Source organism: Nostoc sp. FACHB-110, assembly GCF_014697425.1.
GTDB lineage: Bacteria > Cyanobacteriota > Cyanobacteriia > Cyanobacteriales > Nostocaceae > Nostoc_B.
In genome coordinates this window covers 161,050-175,539 of record NZ_JACJRU010000004.1, presented here as the reverse complement: position 1 = coordinate 175,539, position 14,490 = coordinate 161,050, and the positions used below count along the sequence as shown (strand labels likewise).

The following is a 14,490-nucleotide window of genomic DNA, read 5'->3' as shown; positions in this document are numbered from 1 at the left end:
ACAGAATAATTACTCAGGATTTGTAGAGTTATCATCTGCTAAATGAAAAGTTTTTTCTATTTGCAGTCTTTGTTCTGCATTACGTAAAAAATAGCCATCTACCATAGCCGCACCTAATAATCTACCTAACTCTTCGTGGCTGGTCGTAATCATAGTATTAAATTGGTTGTCAGGTAAATTACCCAACATCGCTACAATAGACTGCTGAATTAATTGTAAGACATCTGGTGAATCTGGTTTAGATAGTTGGAGAATAGTTTCTCGATTGAGAGATTGGATATATTGGAAAAACTGGTTTTTGTTTGGTTCTTCTGGTGCAAAATGCTCTGGTTGTTGAGGAGAAAGATTACTCATATAAAGATGTTTGACTACGCTGAACTATATTGAATTTATCAGGTTTTTTATCAGCATAGATTCTAATTAACCGAACATCCTAAATCTGGTTTTTTCTACAATATGCGACTTTGTTAAATGGAGAGCATTATCTACTTGTGTAGATAGGTAATAGGTTATACTGATTTTTTTTAAATTAAATATGCGTCCTTGAGAATTTATACATGATTATTTTGTAATCTATATTACTTATTGGTCTTTAAATGTATTTTTTATACTTAAAATATTATCAGTAATGTTTAAAAATCATTTTGAATAATATAAATTTTTGACAAAAGCTAGTCAAATATTCAACTCATTTGATAACATTGTAAAACTGTTGTGAAATCGCACGACATAGCCATGAAAAAATAGCTTGGCATCTACCCTCTTCAAAAACTAGCAATTTTGCTTGCCAATTTTAGATTTCAGTTGTAAGTGCAGTTAATCGAGAATTGGCATTCATAAATCTAAAATTGTTTGACTCCTCAGCATAGCATCTATCTCAATTGACCGCTTCAAGTATTCAATTCGGAGACAGAAATGAAAAAGTTAATTCCACTTCTCATCAGTGGCGTTTTGGTAGTTGGTGCTTTTGGTTGTCAAGAAACTCATAATAATGCTTCTCAAGCTCCTCAAAATCCCAGTGCAGCTTCTCCATTACCAGTCAAACCAGCTACTCAAACTACTCAAATTCCAAGTAAAACTGAAAAAGCAGCAGCAACAAAAAATACTACTGTCACTACAAAATCTGATGCTGCTTTAAAATCTGAAGTCAGCAAAAAACTCAAAGAAAGCTTACCCAACAATAAACTAGAATTTGAATTTAAATCGGGTGAAGTGGTAATTAAAGGCACAGCAACTTCGCAAGCAGAATTGCAGAAAGCCGAAAAATTAGTTAAAGAAGTCAAAGGCGTAAAAGGTGTAAAAGTAGAAGCTAAAGTTCAACCCCCCAATAAAATTTAAACCTACTATCAAGCTGTAATGTTTCAGGACTTATTTTATGTAAGTCCTGTTTTTTATTGGTAAGTTGAAAAGTATTCATAATTCAGGGGTGAAAATAGGCTCTCTAAAGCATCGATTCAGTAATCAAAAACCTAACCCCCCAGACCCCTTCCCTACGAGGGAAGGAGGAGCTAAACTCCCCTCTCCTCGTAGGAGAGGGGTAAGGGGAGAGGTTCTTTCAAGATTCCTGAATTGGTTTTCTAGCTGGCTTTGATAAATAAATTATGTACTTCGTTTACTTGAAATTGGCTTTATAACATAAAAAGTATATCTTTGTAGCTAAGGTAAAGAATCATTACCAGATGTAAGTAGTTTGGATTTGCCTGAGAAAATTACTATATTTTGAGCTATGGGAATCATATTTGATTTCTGAAAAATAGGAGTCATATATTAAAACTTATTGTTAATAGCTGAAGTAGTTTTCTGTAACAGTCAAAGGTGAGGGTGTGATGAATAGAAGTTCTAATTTAAATTGCTTATCTACATTTAGAAGTATTATTAAATATACTAAAATTACAATTCCTGTTCTGAGTCTGAGTTGGGCAGCAATTATGCCTAGCGTAGTAGCTGCCGAGACTGTGATGCAAAAAGTGGCCCGTACAGGGGTACTTACTGCTGGTACTAGTAAGGATGCCTTGCCTTTTGCTTATGCAGATAACCAAGGTAAATTAACTGGTTATTCTGTGGATATGTTGAATTTGATTAAACAACAGTTAGAAAAACAATTAGGTAAAAAAATTGAATTAAAATTAGTCGGTTTAACTCCTGCACAGAGAATTCCGAAAATCGTAAATCACGAAGTTGATATTGTTTGCGATGCTAGTAGCTTTACTTGGGAACGAGATAAACAAGTTGATTTTTCAGTGAGTTATGGTGTCACTGGTACGCAATTATTGGTGAAGTCAGGAAGTGATCTTGGTTCGCCGGAATCGTTAATTGGGAAACGAATTGGTGTTTTGGCACAAACTACAAATGAACTGGCAATTAAACGAGTACAACCTCAAGCTAAGTTGGTTTATTTGAAAACTCGTGCAGAAGGTTACACTGCTTTAGAACAAGGCAAAATTGATGCTTTTGCATCTGATAGTATTTTGTTGGAAGGATGGTTGCAAAAGTCAAAAAATCCTGATAATTTTGCGATCGCACCTGATAGACCTTATTCACGAGAAGGTATTGCTTGCATGGTTCCAGAGAATAATTCTAAATTTCTGGACACCGTAAATTATTCGCTGGTCAAGTTTATGCAAGGCTTTGTCAATGGCGACAGTAAATATGTCACAATTTTTGACCGTTGGTTCGGGCCGCAAGGTGCAGTTTTTCTCAATCGAGATTTGCGTGATTTGACTGTAGAAACTATGCAATTGGTTATCGAATTCCGCGAAGAAATTCCTAAAAGAGAACTTTAATTAAGGGTGCAAGGTTGTATAGCAAAGTGCTGTTAGCAGTAGCAGGAGTTGAGCAGCGTGCTGAGTAAAAACACAGTAATATCATGCTTTTAAGCTATCAACACTTTCCTAATACCAATTTAATGTGAAGTTGCACATATTTCGATCCCCCTAAATCCACGCCAGTCGCCTCAAGTTGGGAAACCCGCCCACGGTGCTGGCTCCCCTTCAAAAGGGTTGGGGGGAGCTAAACAAGATAGAAACGTTAACCGAAATGTATTGCATACACCCCTACACCCTAAAAAAACCTACTCCCGACTCCCTAATTTCTCAATGTCCAGCCACCATTGCAGGCATAAGTACTGCATCAATAACATGAATTACGCCATTATCTGCGAGGATATCTGTTTTTAAGATATGGGCATCATTCACTTTAATATCCCCATTAACAGATTCAATTGCTAAAACAGATCCTTCCAAAGTCTCTGCTTCATCAATTTGCACCAAGTCATCAGACCTGACATCACCATAAGCGACATGATAGCTCACAATCTTTTTTAGCTTGGCAGTGTCTTGCAGCAGTTCATCTAATGTTCCTTCTGGTAGTTGGGTAAAAGCCTCATCCGTAGGTGCAAAGACTGTAAAAAAATTCGGGCTTTCAAGAGTATCTACTATTTGTGCAGCCTTAGCTGCTTCTATTAGAGTGTTGAAATTGCCTGCATTCACCGCAGTTTCTAAAAGATTAGCCATGATGATATTGAGGTAGATTACAGATTAGTTATAAATTGATACAAAGTTATCTACCTCTATCAACGGAGAGGTCAAACAATTTTATTTTAGAATTTGGATTTTGGATTGATTTCACTTCGGGAATCTCTGGGGGTTTTTACCATGAGAGCGTTATTAGTAGCTGACAATTACATACACGGGCTGATCTAGTTCAGTGCTGCTAAACTGGGAAATGTCCCCAAGAACCATTAATTATGCTTAAGCGTTCCAAGTTCGAGACAACCCAAACTCAAATTATGCACCGTGCCGAGGATTTAATTAGTGCAGCCTCGAATCGCTATCGCATTACGGTTCAGGTGGCAAATCGCGCCAAGCGTCGGCGCTACGAAGACTTTGAAAGCTCTGAAGATATTATGATGAAGCCTGTATTACGGGCAATCATCGAAATGTCTGATGAATTAACTCAGCCAGAAATTATTGGCGAATTATAAAATTACTGCTGATACCAATTTAATGTGAAGTTGCACATATCCTGATCCCCCTAAATCCCCCTTAAAAAGGGGGACTTTGAATCTTATTCCCCCCTTTTTAAGGCTAGGGGGGATCTAAATGCTAATAGACAACCTGAGTAAGACTTGCTTGTAAACTGTAGCCTTTTTCAGGGGAAGCTCAAGGGGAGAGAATTCTATGCAGCTTTATAAAAAATTGGTATGAGATGAAAGTGCCAAGCACAAGGAGTATTCGTGTTGCATTTTCATTTCAGACTTTTTATCGGGGATGGGAAATAGGAAATAGCAACAAAAGCTGTCTAAATGTTATGTGTAAAACCATTCAATTTTCAGTTGATGCTTGTGAAGTTTAAGTCAGTATTTATAATTGCTTGCATAGTGAGTGGGCTGGTTGTGAGTTTAAATATCAGTCAAACCAAGCCTGTTTTATTTGGCATTCCGTCCGCTGTAGCTCAAAGAGTCAGTCCATCTGATGTTTGGCAGCAAGTGTATCAAAAATTGCCTGACTTTCCCAAAGAAAACAAGTATATCAGTAAAGAAACTGGGAAAGTTGCGGAAACTAACACCCTAGTTAGTCGCCTCATCCGTTATCACATTTATATCAAAGAGCGATCGCCGATTTATCGTTTTGACTGGAAGCTAACTTTGGCTGATTACCTGGGCGCGAATGAAACTATGTATGACACGACATATCCAGGTAGTGATATTCTACGGCAAAATCCTCTAGATGGCGATCGCGCTGCCATTGCTAGCCTCAGCCGCAGTCAAAGAGATGCTTTAGTTCAAGCCTTAGTCAACATCTTTAGCCCAGATTTACAAAATCAGCCTACACCTCCCACTTCCACAACGCCCCAGCAGCCCCAAACAGGCGGTGCAGAACTACTAAAGTAATTTTGAATTCAAATCTAAGCAGATGGAACGTCTAATCAAAACAGGTTCTGGCTGGCGTATTGGCTGGAACCCTAACGCACATGAATTTAAAGGCTTAGTAGGTACGGATGATTGGGCGATTGAGTTAACAGAAGCAGAGTTAAACGAATTTTGCCGTTTGTTAGCCCAGCTAGCAGACACAATGAAACAACTCACCGCCGAATTAATGGATGAAGAAAAGATTGCCTGTGAGGCCGAAAGCGATTTATTATGGATGGAAGTAGAAGGTTATCCCCATGAATACAGTCTGCGCTTTATCCTCAATACAGGACGCGGTGTAGAAGGTAAATGGAATGCTCCTGCTTTACCTGGTCTATTGCAAGCTGCTGAGACACTCAAAGTTTTTTAGACTTACCCCTTGATTCTCTAGAAGCTTTGCGCTAAGATAAGAATTCTGACCGGGGCGTAGCGCAGCTTGGTAGCGCGCCACTTTGGGGTAGTGGAGGTCGTGGGTTCGAATCCCGCCGCTCCGATTGATAAAATCCCATCCTGCTAATCTTGATGTAAGGTTAGCAGGTTTTTTAATCATTGCAAACAAAAAACTTCACTAAAAGTCTTAAACTGAAACCTGCTTTATCATTAATTATGTGTGAAAGCGATCGCTCATCATCATAACCTCAATCCACCAACAAAAAACTTCACTAAACACAACTTTTATTCTGTTGGCTGTACATTAGTTTGAGCTTGCTGACGCTGGGTAATCTGAATTAGTAATCTTAATGCGTTATTCACCGCTTCATCATTAGGAAAAGCTTCAGCAACATCAGGATCTAAACGCACTAGATTTGTTTTGGTACGATATCGCTCAATATATTTACCTCTAACCCCTCCTTTCATTTGAGCAAAATCATACTCAGGACGTAATTCATCTTCCATTTTGGGTTCAATTTCTTTATGTTTACTGTTAACTTGACTCACTAAAGTTACGCAGTCTTGAGTATGCTGATTCTAGATGAGCAACCGGAATTTGTTCGGTTCTTTCAGGGGGTTTTGTTCCAGTTGCTACAGCATGAACCGTATGAAGAATATCGGCTGAATAGTAGCGATTTCCACAGGTATCACAAACGCCTATGGTCACATCTTCAAGAATGACAAAACCATCCCTATGTTTAAATGCTTCACGCTTAACTGTTCGAGGTTGTACAGTTCCTTCACAATATTCACATCTATATCCATACATAAGCCTAGCCCTCAAGCTCAGTAACTTCATAAACAGTTATGATTAGATAAAGTCCTCTGCTTGCAAAACTGTATTATTTTCGTATTCATCAGCTATTTTCCTACACGCTGCTTCTGTAAATAAGGGGGTACACATAATAATTGAATAAGGATCGAGTTTGTTAACAAATTTATTAGCATTTTCCTGTACAGAACGATTAATTGGAAACATAGTTCCATCTTCTTCTGCAATAAATTCCAAATCTATTCGTTCTACCTTTTCGTCTCGTATATTGGGATGAGCTTGACTTGTGATCTCTAAAAAACAAATATCATCACGTTGTATCATTTGAACTGATTTTATTTCAGGCTTTAGGTACTTTGGATAAAGATGTTGAAGTCTCGGTAAAATCTCTACTGCCTGAACAGAGTTATACTCTATTGGTTGATTGTTAGCTACACGATAAACGTTAGCTACTTGTTGTAATGCACGTACAGCTTCCTTTAATGGTATGCGAAAAAACTCCCGATTAGGGTTAATACGATAGTCTGAAAACATTTTGTGGAGTCTTTTCTCAACTGCAACGCAATCAGACACAAATTCCTCATGAACAACTTTATAAGCAACTGGAACACCTGTGCTTTTTGATATCTCTGCGGCTCGACTCTCAGATGAACGAGTTGTTTTACCAATTTTCACAACACCATCGATTAGTGGATTGATGAAAATATATACGTACCCTTCTTTAGACATAAAAGTGATACAGATAATATAAGTATTGTAATATATACTCCAATTGTAACCTGTAGTACAAGTTTACTTTATTGATATCCAGCTTTTTTCTAGAAATTAGTCTTTGGAATAACTTGTGTAAAAGCTGATCAGGGTCTGGTGTGTCGAAAATCCATAACAAAAAGCCCGCACAAGCGGGCTTTCTAAATAAATCAATTCAGTTATTACTTTACTTATCTTTTCGCTAACTTCTTCGACATCTTCCGTAGGCGGATAGATTGGGGTGTAACTTCCACCAATTCATCGGGGCCGATGTACTCCAATGCACGCTCTAAACTCATATCGATAGGTGCTTGCAATTGGACTAGTTCATCGCCACCCGCAGCACGGTGGTTGGTTAGCTGCTTGGTTTTGCAGACATTCAAGTCTAAGTCTTGGGGACGGTTGTGTTCACCGACAATCATGCCCTTGTAGACTTTAGTACCAGGAGTGATAAAGAATGAGCCTCTATCTTCGGCGTTCTTCATAGCGTAGAAGGTGGAAACGCCTTCTTCAAAAGCAATCAATACACCTTTGTTACGGGCTTCAATTTCGCCACAGATAGGACGATAATCTAAGAAACTGTGGTTCATGATGCCTTCGCCACGGGTCATCCGCATGAATTCACCACGGAAACCAATCAAACCACGGGCGGGAATAATGAATTCTAGCTGGGTACGGTTGCTAACACCGGGCTGCATATCTTGCATTTCGCCTTTGCGTTGTCCGAGGCGTTCGATACAGCTACCAACTGCATCAGAGGGAACGTCTAACACTAACAATTCATAAGGTTCGCAAGGTTGACCGTTAACTTCGCGGTAAATTACCTGTGGCTGAGACACTTGGAACTCATAACCTTCGCGGCGCATGGTTTCGATTAAGATACCCAAGTGCAATTCACCACGACCAGATACGAGGAATTTATCAGGGGAGTCGGTTTCTTCCACACGTAATGCAACGTTGGTTTCTAATTCGCGGAATAAGCGATCGCGTACTTGTCTTGATGTTACCAGCTTACCTTCTTGACCAGCAAACGGTGAATCATTCACCCAGAAGGTCATCTGTAAGGTGGGTTCATCGACTTTAATTAGTGGTAAAGCTTGGGGTTCGTTGGGGTCGGTAATTGTTTCACCAATGTTTGCATCAGCAAAACCAGCAACCGCCACAATATGACCGGCGGAAGCTTCTTCTAATTCCACCCGCTTCAAGCCTTCAAAACCTAGCAATTTGCTAATTTTAGCCTTGACAATTGAGCCTGTTTCTGTTACTAAAGCTGCTTGCTGACCACCGCGAATAGTACCGTTGTGGATTCTGCCAATGACAATCCGTCCTAGATATTCTGAATAATCTAGGGTTGTGACTTGCAATTGCAGAGGCTTGGTTGCATCACCTACTGGGGGTGGAACATGACGCAAGATGGCATCAAACAATGGCTGCATATCCTTGGGTTCTTCTTCCAAGGTTTCTTTCGCATAACCAGACAAACCAGAAGCGAATAGATAAGGGAAGTCGCACTGGTCATCATCTGCGCCTAGTTCCAAGAAAAGATCCAGTACCTTATCTATAGCACCGTGGGGTTCGGCTTGGGGGCGATCGATTTTGTTAACTACAACGATGGGGCGTAGTCCTTTTTCCAATGCCTTTTTCAACACAAAGCGTGTTTGTGGCATGGGGCCTTCGTTAGCATCAACAATGAGGATGCAGCCATCCACCATACCCAGTACGCGTTCGACTTCGCCACCGAAGTCAGCGTGTCCGGGGGTATCAATAATATTGATGAGTGTTTCTTTGTAGCGAACGGCTGTATTCTTAGCCAGAATCGTAATTCCACGTTCCCGTTCTAGGTCGTTGGAGTCCATGACGCAATCCGGAACGTCTTCACCTTCTCGGAAAATGCCGGACTGTCTCAGGAGTGCATCAACCAAGGTGGTTTTGCCGTGGTCTACGTGGGCGATAATGGCGACGTTACGAATTGGGAGCGTCATAGAAGCTAGTGTTAACTCTAGAGGGGTTTTGTAGATTTACATTTAAGTTTGCTAGGCTGTTTTAACAGAATCGGGGATGTTCTGCAAATTCTGTAAAGAACCTTTAACAATTCTAGCGTAATTGACACAATTCTAGGGTGACTTTGTAAATGTGTCAGCAATCAAAAAATCAGGCCGTCTGAAGAACTCAGTAATTTTTGCTTTACACAAAACAGATCGTCAATTTCTCTCAGGGCATTTATGTATTGAAAGTGCCAAGATTAACACTGAATTTAGTGGCAAAATAACAATGACTTGGGTGTCAGGGCAGCAATTACAAGGTAGCAAATATACTATTGAGAAAGAATTAGGCGAAGGCGGTTTTGGTATAACCTACCGTGCGAAAGATAATCATGGACGGTATGTGGTGATCAAAACCCTGAACAAGCAAGTGCAACGTCGCCCAGACTTTGCCAAGTTTCAGCAAGACTTTCTTAATGAAGCACTCAAATTAGCTAAATGTAGCCATCCCCATATTGTGCAAATTTATGAGGTTATTTATGGTTTTACGCTCTTTTTTCAAAAAACCTTACTATAATGCGATCGCTCATAGCCTAAAATCAAATCAGATACTTTTGGGATGAATGGTTGAATTTATTTTGCGATCGCCAAAATTATTTCACTTTCAACAAATTAAAAATATCGGCTGCTGTTACTTGCCAATCACCTAACACATCCAGGACAGGTAAAATATCCGCATCATATTTCACTTCTGGTAATTTGTTCGGTTGAAATACCATCACAGATTTATCATTAGGGTCAATAAACCAACCTAATTTAGTCCCGTAGTTAATACAGAAAATAATTTTATTAATTACTCTGTTGGGTGATTGATCGGGTGATAGGATTTCAATAGTCCAATCTGGGTAGCTTTCAAATTTATTGGCAATGTCTCCGTTTTCATCGATGGGAATGCGTGACCATGCAAATACAGCAATATCTGGAACTAAGGAATGTCCCCCAAAAGTACAGCGTAACTCGGTTAAGGCTAAAGCTTTTTGTTGAGTTTCGCCAACCTGATTAATATTAGTTGATAATCGAGTTTGCAGAATACTATGTTTCCCTTGGGGCATTGGTTTTTGGTAGATGCGTCCGTCAATATATTCACTCGCTGGTTTAGTTTCTGGTAAGTTGAGAAATTGTTCTAAAGAAAGGTTGGAAGATATTTGATTTGATAGCGACATCAGCAATGACTCCCTGTCTAATTCCAAACCATGATTAATCACAATAATTTTGCCAACGCTAATGTAAATCCTGGGACAACATCTTCACCATCCAAAATTGCTGTCGCTGGGTACTGGGTAATTGAACCGTCTCGACGATAAACGAAAGCTTGCTGATTTTGACGGTCGATTAACCAGCCTAACTGCACACTATTGGCAATGTATTCTGCCATCTTGGCTTTGAGTTTGGGCAAGCTGTCATTTTTAGAACGAATTTCGATTACAAAGTCTGGTGCTAGGTTAATAAACGCATCTTCTTGCTGATCCCAATTTTCTGGTAAGCGTCCTTTCGCAACGAAAGCAGCATCAGGTGATTTCACGGCTGTATTTGCTAATTTAAACCCTGTGCTTGACCCAAACACTTCCCCTAAATCATGACTTTCTACCCAAGCCAGCAAATAAGCAACCGCTTTCGCCACCCGATTTCCTGAAATTCCCCCAGTTGGTGGCATAGTTTCTATTGTTCCATCAGCGTTACGTTCAAATCGCAGTTCTGGGTTTTGCGAACTCCAGAGCATTAGTTCTTCATCAGTAACAGTGTACCAAGGCTGCACTGTGGCTTTTTCGCTGTTCATGATGCTGTGTAAGCTGGATGGACACTTCCATTTTAAGCTTTTCCTCTCTTCACTCTGCGTCTAGAGCGGTTCGTAAAAATGCCCTAAAAATAAAAATTGAAGCATGAAGGAGAATAGTTTCTTAACTTCATACTTCAAAATTTAATGTTTATTTAGACCAGACTGTAACCTGAGCGACAGTCTTTTTTTGGCTAACGGAACATACTACTTACTGAGGTATCTTCGTGAATCCGCCAGATGGTTTCTCCTAAAAGATTTGCCACGGAAAGCACTACTAATTGTGGAAAGCGTTTGTCTTCTGGTAGGGGGATGGTGTTTGTGACGATGACTTCTTCAAACAAGCCACTTGATAGCCGCTCAACTGCTGGAGGGGAGAAGACTGCATGAGTAGCACAGGCATATACTTGACGCGCACCTTCTTCACGCAGCAACCTCGCACCTTCGGCGATGGTTCCGCCTGTATCAATCATGTCGTCTACCAAAACGGCTGTTTTGCCTTTGACATCGCCAATTACGTTCAAAACTTCCGCTACATTATGAGCTTGGCGGCGTTTGTCTATAATGGCAAGTGGAGCATCATTCAGTTTTTTGGCAAATGCTCTGGCCCGGGCTACACCACCAACATCAGGAGAAACAACAACAATATCATGCAGTTGTTTGCTGGTAAGATAGTCGAGTATCACTGGCGAACCATAAACATGATCAAAGGGTATATCGAAGTAACCCTGAATCTGAGCGGCGTGCAAATCCATTGCCAGAACACGGTCTGCGCCTGCTTGGGTAATGAGGTTGGCAACCAGCTTGGCTGTGATTGATTCTCGTCCGGCAGTTTTGCGATCGGCACGAGCATAGCCATAGTATGGAATTACTGCTGTTACCTGTCTGGCCGAAGCCCGACGACAGGCATCAATCATAATCAGCAATTCCATCAAGTGGTCGTTAACTGGTTGACAAGATGGTTGGATTAAATAGACATCACATCCTCGAATTGATTCTTGGATTTGAACATAAAGTTCTCCATCCGCGAATCTTTTACGAATCATCGGCCCCAAGTCCATCCCCAGATAACGAGCGACTTCTTGAGACAGTTTGATGTTGGCAGAGCCAGAAAATAGCCGCAGGCGGTGGTTTTCAGTTAGTCCTGTTGCAACTGGCTGCACTTTTAAAGCGGCAGAACTGAGCAAAGCAGATCCTCGAAGTGCATTCATGGCGAGATTATCATTTAGATATTGACCAGATTTAACCGGAATAGGCTAAATAAACATCTGTGAGCTTTATTTAAGCTTTCATAAAGACTTTCAACATTTCTCAATAGAGCTACTATCAGTCCATTGTTCAGTTTTTAGTGGTAAACAAACCATTGAATTTATAACTGACATATAGTGTGTAAGTTAGCCCCTAAGTTGAGTTGTTCTCAACAACCCAAATTTCCTCTAGATTTTGTCTGGTAGAGTAATGCTTCTACCAATTGTATGGATAACTGAGGCCAACTCTTTTCAGCTTAAATGAAGTCGAACCGGAACTCAGACAGTAGAAATACCCAAAAATAAATTCTTCTGGGGTAGAAGAATATTTTATGATACCAGCTACAAAATTATAAACTGACAAACTAAATTTTTGGATTATCAATTGAAGAAAAAATTTTCAAATCAGCAAAATTTTGGTTTGCAACTTGGGCAAATTAGTCAGAGCTAGCAGGTGAGAAATATATTTAGGGATATTTGGCTATCTCTGCAAGCTATTCTATGGTTTTTGTGATTGGTCTTAAATCAAAGACGATCGCACCATTTCTTAGGATAGAATATCGCCGCAGGTAGCTGGCTAGGAACTTAGACATGAAAATGAAAAATCAATGGTATAAGTTAGGAGTTTACAGGTATGTGACTATGAGAGTAAATAAATTTAAGCGTTTAGTTATTCAAAACGCTTAAACGCCAATCATACTTTCCAATTCACATACCCCTATACCCTATCTCAAAGAATATTTTTTGTGTAAGTCATATTTAAGTTATCTTCTGACTCATCTTTTTCAGATTTTTTCTCGAGTTATCCTTACATTTCAATTTATTTGTCATGCAACCACCAATTACAATTGGCACTGTCTTGCAAAATCGTTACCGAATCATTCAAGTTCTCGGACAAGGAGGGTTTGGTAGAACTTATTTGGCTGAAGACCAACGCCGCTTTAATGAGCTTTGTGCGATTAAAGAATTAATTCCGATAACTACGGGGGCTGCTGCTTGGGAAAAGGCGCAGGAGCTTTTTCAACGAGAAGCGACTACTTTATATCAGATTGAACATCCCCAGGTTCCGAAGTTTCGAGAAAGATTTGAGCAAGAACACCGCTTGTTTTTGGTGGAAGATTATGTCGCAGGTAAGACTTATCGAGCTTTGTTGGTTGAACGTCAAGCAGTTGGGCAAGCGTTCAGTGAACCGGAAATATTACAATTATTGCCATCATTATTACCTGTATTAGAGCATATTCACAGTCGCGGTATTATTCACCGTGATATTTCTCCAGAAAATATTATTTTACGAGATCGCGATCGCCTACCTGTATTAATTGATTTTGGCGTAGTTAAAGAATTAGCAACACGATTACAAACGACGGATAGCAATATTAATGTGACGAGTGTGGGTAAGTTGGGTTACTCTCCTAGTGAACAAATGCAAACTGGACGCGCTTATCCTAGCAGTGATTTATATGCTTTGGCGGTGACATCTATAGTTTTATTAACTGGCAAAGAACCTGCTGAATTATTCGATGAAACGCAACTAACTTGGAACTGGCAAAGATGGGTGAGGGTAAGTCCACAATTGGCTCAAGTAATTAATCGGATGTTACACCCTAGTCCTAGCGATCGCTATCAAAGCGCGGCTGATGTCATTCAAGCATTAAAGTTACTCGATCAACCCAATGTTAATTTAGCACCTGAGCTTTCCAACTTTCAAACTATTGCAGTTGGTCGCCGTCCCGATGCAATTCCACCACAGCCATCTCATCGACCTGATCCCGTCATTTCACCCAGCAGTGCTAATTCTGTTTTAGATAATCCCTTAGCTTTAGGTGCAATTGGTAGTGCTGTAGTTATTTTAGCGGGCTTTGGTTCTTGGGCGTTGGTGAGTTCTATTCGCAGTCAGCCAACTACACCAACGCCAACTACACCACCAGCACCGCAAACTTTTCCTTCACCAGTCATTACTGGCGGAACAACCTTCGCTACACCAACTAATATTGAACCGACAATTACTAGAAAGCGTCTCAACTTGGGAGCAAATAACACAGCCACAGTCGAAGATTCTTTGCAAGCTAATCAAGTGATTCAATATACATTTTTTGCGAAAGCTGATGCTAAGTTAACTACAACATTAGAACAAAGTAACGGCGTAACACTGACTGTCTTAAATCCTAACCGCCAACCAATTGATAGTAACGCCCAACAAGTAACATCCTATACTGGCGTATTGCCAAATAGTGGTAGATACACTATTCAAGTAGGATTAGCCCCGGGAGCGAATGCAAGTGACTATAACCTGATAGTTACAGTAGACAATCCTCTAGAACCAACACCTACATTTACACCGACATCAACACCGACACTAACGCCAACACCAACGCCCACACCGACACCCACGCCAACGCCAACACCAACGCCAACGCCAACACCGACACCCACACCAACATCTACGTTTCCCTCTTCTACAGGCGGTAATGATTCACCACCTGTAGATAGTCCAATTCCAGCCACCCCTGAAACCCAAAGCACACCATAATATCTTTGAGCAATTCAGGCAGGTAGATAAAGCA

16 protein-coding genes and 1 tRNA gene are annotated in these 14,490 nt (G+C 40.3%); 8 read left to right on the top strand and 9 right to left on the bottom strand.

The features are described from left to right. Positions 1-9: 9 nt before the first annotated feature. Positions 10-354 (bottom strand): DUF760 domain-containing protein, encoded by a 345-nt coding sequence (locus tag H6G69_RS06570; protein ID WP_190683456.1) that lies wholly within the window; start codon positions 352-354, stop codon positions 10-12. A gap of 561 nt (positions 355-915) precedes the next feature. Between H6G69_RS06570 and H6G69_RS06565 the strand changes: the two genes are divergently transcribed. Continuing rightward, complete coding sequence (locus H6G69_RS06565) at positions 916-1,338, top strand: BON domain-containing protein (protein ID WP_190683453.1); 423 nt, start codon at positions 916-918, stop codon at positions 1,336-1,338. Between the two features lie 590 nt (positions 1,339-1,928). Beyond that, positions 1,929-2,783, top strand: a complete 855-nt coding sequence (locus H6G69_RS06560; RefSeq protein WP_242071998.1) for an amino acid ABC transporter substrate-binding protein — start codon at positions 1,929-1,931, stop codon at positions 2,781-2,783. 309 nt (positions 2,784-3,092) lie between these two features. On the opposite strand, the gene H6G69_RS06555 is transcribed toward H6G69_RS06560, so the two are convergent. Continuing rightward, on the bottom strand, positions 3,093-3,512 hold the full coding sequence (locus H6G69_RS06555; RefSeq protein ID WP_190683447.1) for a fasciclin domain-containing protein: 420 nt from the start codon (positions 3,510-3,512) through the stop codon (positions 3,093-3,095). A gap of 233 nt (positions 3,513-3,745) precedes the next feature. Here H6G69_RS06555 and H6G69_RS06550 point away from each other — a divergent pair, with 233 nt between their 5' ends. The 4 genes from H6G69_RS06550 (at position 3,746) to H6G69_RS06535 (ending at position 5,403) form a co-directional block, all read left to right on the top strand. Then, positions 3,746-3,982, top strand: coding sequence for a DNA-directed RNA polymerase subunit omega (locus H6G69_RS06550; protein WP_190683444.1), 237 nt, complete (start codon positions 3,746-3,748; stop codon positions 3,980-3,982). Between the two features lie 354 nt (positions 3,983-4,336). After that, positions 4,337-4,891, top strand: coding sequence for a hypothetical protein (locus H6G69_RS06545; RefSeq protein WP_190683441.1), 555 nt, complete (start codon positions 4,337-4,339; stop codon positions 4,889-4,891). A gap of 22 nt (positions 4,892-4,913) precedes the next feature. Next, positions 4,914-5,279, top strand: a complete 366-nt coding sequence (locus tag H6G69_RS06540; RefSeq protein WP_190683438.1) for a DUF1818 family protein — start codon at positions 4,914-4,916, stop codon at positions 5,277-5,279. 50 nt (positions 5,280-5,329) lie between these two features. Beyond that, positions 5,330-5,403, top strand: a tRNA-Pro gene (locus tag H6G69_RS06535). Between the two features lie 181 nt (positions 5,404-5,584). Here the strand turns inward: H6G69_RS06535 and H6G69_RS06530 are convergent. The 4 genes from H6G69_RS06530 to typA form a co-directional block, all read right to left on the bottom strand. Beyond that, entirely contained in the window at positions 5,585-5,806 is a 222-nt protein-coding gene (locus tag H6G69_RS06530; protein ID WP_190683740.1) for a hypothetical protein, read from the bottom strand. Between the two features lie 28 nt (positions 5,807-5,834). Continuing rightward, positions 5,835-6,110 carry a YgiT-type zinc finger protein gene (locus tag H6G69_RS06525; RefSeq protein ID WP_190683436.1) on the bottom strand — a complete coding sequence of 92 codons (276 nt, stop codon included), beginning with the start codon at positions 6,108-6,110 and terminating at the stop codon, positions 5,835-5,837. Between the two features lie 42 nt (positions 6,111-6,152). Continuing rightward, the gene (locus H6G69_RS06520; RefSeq protein WP_190683433.1) at positions 6,153-6,842 is read right to left on the bottom strand and encodes a GIY-YIG nuclease family protein; all 690 of its coding nucleotides are present in this window, start codon (positions 6,840-6,842) and stop codon (positions 6,153-6,155) included. Positions 6,843-7,054: 212 nt separating this feature from the next. Further along, a complete protein-coding gene (gene typA, locus H6G69_RS06515) occupies positions 7,055-8,845 on the bottom strand; it encodes a translational GTPase TypA (RefSeq protein WP_190683431.1) in 1,791 nt (596 codons plus the stop codon). Positions 8,846-9,134: 289 nt separating this feature from the next. Here typA and H6G69_RS06510 point away from each other — a divergent pair, with 289 nt between their 5' ends. Further along, entirely contained in the window at positions 9,135-9,422 is a 288-nt protein-coding gene (locus tag H6G69_RS06510; protein ID WP_199335781.1) for a protein kinase domain-containing protein, read from the top strand. A 76-nt stretch (positions 9,423-9,498) separates the two neighbouring features. Here H6G69_RS06510 and H6G69_RS06505 read toward each other — a convergent pair whose 3' ends face one another. From H6G69_RS06505 to H6G69_RS06495, 3 genes are all read right to left on the bottom strand, one after another. Beyond that, positions 9,499-10,068: a Uma2 family endonuclease gene (locus tag H6G69_RS06505; RefSeq protein ID WP_190683428.1), complete on the bottom strand. Its 570-nt coding sequence runs from the start codon at positions 10,066-10,068 to the stop codon at positions 9,499-9,501. 38 nt (positions 10,069-10,106) lie between these two features. Next, on the bottom strand, positions 10,107-10,682 hold the full coding sequence (locus tag H6G69_RS06500; protein ID WP_190683425.1) for a Uma2 family endonuclease: 576 nt from the start codon (positions 10,680-10,682) through the stop codon (positions 10,107-10,109). A 191-nt stretch (positions 10,683-10,873) separates the two neighbouring features. Then, a complete protein-coding gene (locus tag H6G69_RS06495; protein ID WP_190683423.1) occupies positions 10,874-11,890 on the bottom strand; it encodes a ribose-phosphate pyrophosphokinase in 1,017 nt (338 codons plus the stop codon). Positions 11,891-12,755: 865 nt separating this feature from the next. Between H6G69_RS06495 and H6G69_RS06490 the strand changes: the two genes are divergently transcribed. Beyond that, positions 12,756-14,456, top strand: a complete 1,701-nt coding sequence (locus H6G69_RS06490; RefSeq protein WP_190683420.1) for a serine/threonine-protein kinase — start codon at positions 12,756-12,758, stop codon at positions 14,454-14,456. The last annotated feature ends 34 nt before the right edge of the window (positions 14,457-14,490 follow it).

Excerpts from the sequence above, each read along its gene's own strand:
- H6G69_RS06495 (WP_190683423.1), bottom strand. The coding sequence starts at position 11,890 with ATGAATGCACTTCGAGGATCTGCTTTGCTCAGTTCTGCCGCTTTAAAA.
- H6G69_RS06510 (WP_199335781.1), top strand. The coding sequence starts at position 9,135 with ATGACTTGGGTGTCAGGGCAGCAATTACAAGGTAGCAAATATACTATT.
- H6G69_RS06490 (WP_190683420.1), top strand. The coding sequence starts at position 12,756 with ATGCAACCACCAATTACAATTGGCACTGTCTTGCAAAATCGTTACCGA.
- H6G69_RS06530 (WP_190683740.1), bottom strand. The coding sequence starts at position 5,806 with ATGGAAGATGAATTACGTCCTGAGTATGATTTTGCTCAAATGAAAGGA.
- typA (WP_190683431.1), bottom strand. The coding sequence starts at position 8,845 with ATGACGCTCCCAATTCGTAACGTCGCCATTATCGCCCACGTAGACCAC.
- H6G69_RS06540 (WP_190683438.1), top strand. The coding sequence starts at position 4,914 with ATGGAACGTCTAATCAAAACAGGTTCTGGCTGGCGTATTGGCTGGAAC.
- H6G69_RS06545 (WP_190683441.1), top strand. The coding sequence starts at position 4,337 with ATGCTTGTGAAGTTTAAGTCAGTATTTATAATTGCTTGCATAGTGAGT.
- H6G69_RS06500 (WP_190683425.1), bottom strand. The coding sequence starts at position 10,682 with ATGAACAGCGAAAAAGCCACAGTGCAGCCTTGGTACACTGTTACTGAT.
- H6G69_RS06505 (WP_190683428.1), bottom strand. The coding sequence starts at position 10,068 with ATGTCGCTATCAAATCAAATATCTTCCAACCTTTCTTTAGAACAATTT.
- H6G69_RS06550 (WP_190683444.1), top strand. The coding sequence starts at position 3,746 with ATGCTTAAGCGTTCCAAGTTCGAGACAACCCAAACTCAAATTATGCAC.
- H6G69_RS06525 (WP_190683436.1), bottom strand. The coding sequence starts at position 6,110 with ATGTATGGATATAGATGTGAATATTGTGAAGGAACTGTACAACCTCGA.
- H6G69_RS06520 (WP_190683433.1), bottom strand. The coding sequence starts at position 6,842 with ATGTCTAAAGAAGGGTACGTATATATTTTCATCAATCCACTAATCGAT.
- H6G69_RS06565 (WP_190683453.1), top strand. The coding sequence starts at position 916 with ATGAAAAAGTTAATTCCACTTCTCATCAGTGGCGTTTTGGTAGTTGGT.
- H6G69_RS06560 (WP_242071998.1), top strand. The coding sequence starts at position 1,929 with ATGCCTAGCGTAGTAGCTGCCGAGACTGTGATGCAAAAAGTGGCCCGT.
- H6G69_RS06555 (WP_190683447.1), bottom strand. The coding sequence starts at position 3,512 with ATGGCTAATCTTTTAGAAACTGCGGTGAATGCAGGCAATTTCAACACT.
- H6G69_RS06570 (WP_190683456.1), bottom strand. The coding sequence starts at position 354 with ATGAGTAATCTTTCTCCTCAACAACCAGAGCATTTTGCACCAGAAGAA.